This window comes from Sulfuricurvum sp. RIFOXYD12_FULL_44_77 (assembly GCF_001830725.1).
Lineage (GTDB): Bacteria > Campylobacterota > Campylobacteria > Campylobacterales > Sulfurimonadaceae > Sulfuricurvum > Sulfuricurvum kujiense_A.
Genome location: NZ_MIBU01000184.1, coordinates 1 through 1,211 on the forward strand (window position 1 = coordinate 1; position 1,211 = coordinate 1,211).

Annotated in this window: 2 protein-coding genes; one reads left to right on the top strand and one right to left on the bottom strand. The window is 47.3% G+C overall.

The genetic code is table 11. The annotated features are described in order from the left end of the window. A partial coding sequence (gene ybeY / locus A2517_RS07195) for an rRNA maturation RNase YbeY (protein ID WP_294895564.1) occupies positions 1–322 on the top strand: 322 nt, incomplete at its 5' end. Here the strand turns inward: ybeY and A2517_RS07200 are convergent. Next, positions 323–1,211 (bottom strand): penicillin-binding transpeptidase domain-containing protein (locus tag A2517_RS07200; protein ID WP_294895566.1); only part of this gene is annotated, 889 nt, incomplete at its 5' end.

Sequence of the window (1,211 nt, forward strand, 5' to 3'; positions counted from 1 at the left end):
CGATAACGACGAGATTGCGCAGATTAACCGCGAATTTCGCGACATCGACAAGGCGACCGACGTCCTCAGCTTTCCGAGCGATCCCTTTCCCGGTGCTCCGTTGGGGAGTATCGTTATTAGCGTTGACAAAGTTCAGAGTGTTGCCCATGAATTAGGTCACAGCGAGAATAACGAAATCGCCCTCCTCTTTATCCACGGGATGCTCCATCTACTAGGATTTGATCACGAAATCGATAAGGGGGAGATGCGTCAAAAAGAGGTAGAACTGATTGAGCGGTTCAATCTCCCTAAAAGCCTGATTGTTCGTACACTCGAAGAGTAACTATTGCTCCTGCGGGGGAGTTTTTTTAATATACCCCAGATCATCCAGCTTATTATAGATGGATGAAATCATCCCTCCGGTAGCCTCTCCCCCGTGTCCTCCGTGTTCCACCATGACCGTTACGATAAACTGCGGATTATCGGCAGGTCCATACGTGGTAAACCACGCATGAGAACGGCTGAAATAGTCCATACTGTGTTCACTCTGCCGCTTTTTAACGTTTTGTGCAATCCCCGTTGTTTGTGCGGTTCCGGTCTTTCCTGCTATCGGAAACCGTGTATGGATAAAAGCCTTTGCGGTTCCGCCGGGGTCATTACAGACACCTCGCATCGCATTTTGTACAATAGGAAGTTTTTGTTTCTCTTGGGGCGTTAAAACATCCAAAGGCTTAGGCATATAAGGATTATTACCGATCGTTTTTGCAATATGCGGTATTGGGAGAACTCCTGTTGCCATCAAAGCCGTCTGCTGAGCAATCTGCATCGGTGTAACGAGAAAATCGCCCTGTCCAATCGACGTATTAAGGGTTTCACCCTGATACCAAGGTTTATTAAATTTTTCCCGTTTCCACGCCCGACTCGGAACGGTACCGATAAATTCATTCGGCAAATCAACACCGCTCTTTTTGCCCAATCCCATACGCATCATGCCGTTGCTCATCCGCTCGATTCCCACTTGCAACGAACCTTTATAAAAATAGTCATCACAGCTTTGTGTAATCGCTTTTGACAGGTCCGTTGACCCATGTCCATGATTTTTCCAACAACGAAATGCACGATTGCCCAGTTTCATAGACCCGCTGCAATCTACGCTGCTGTGTTCATCAAGCATTCCTGAAGTAGCATAGATAAGTCCCATACCGGTCTTGATTGTCGATCCGGGAGGATAG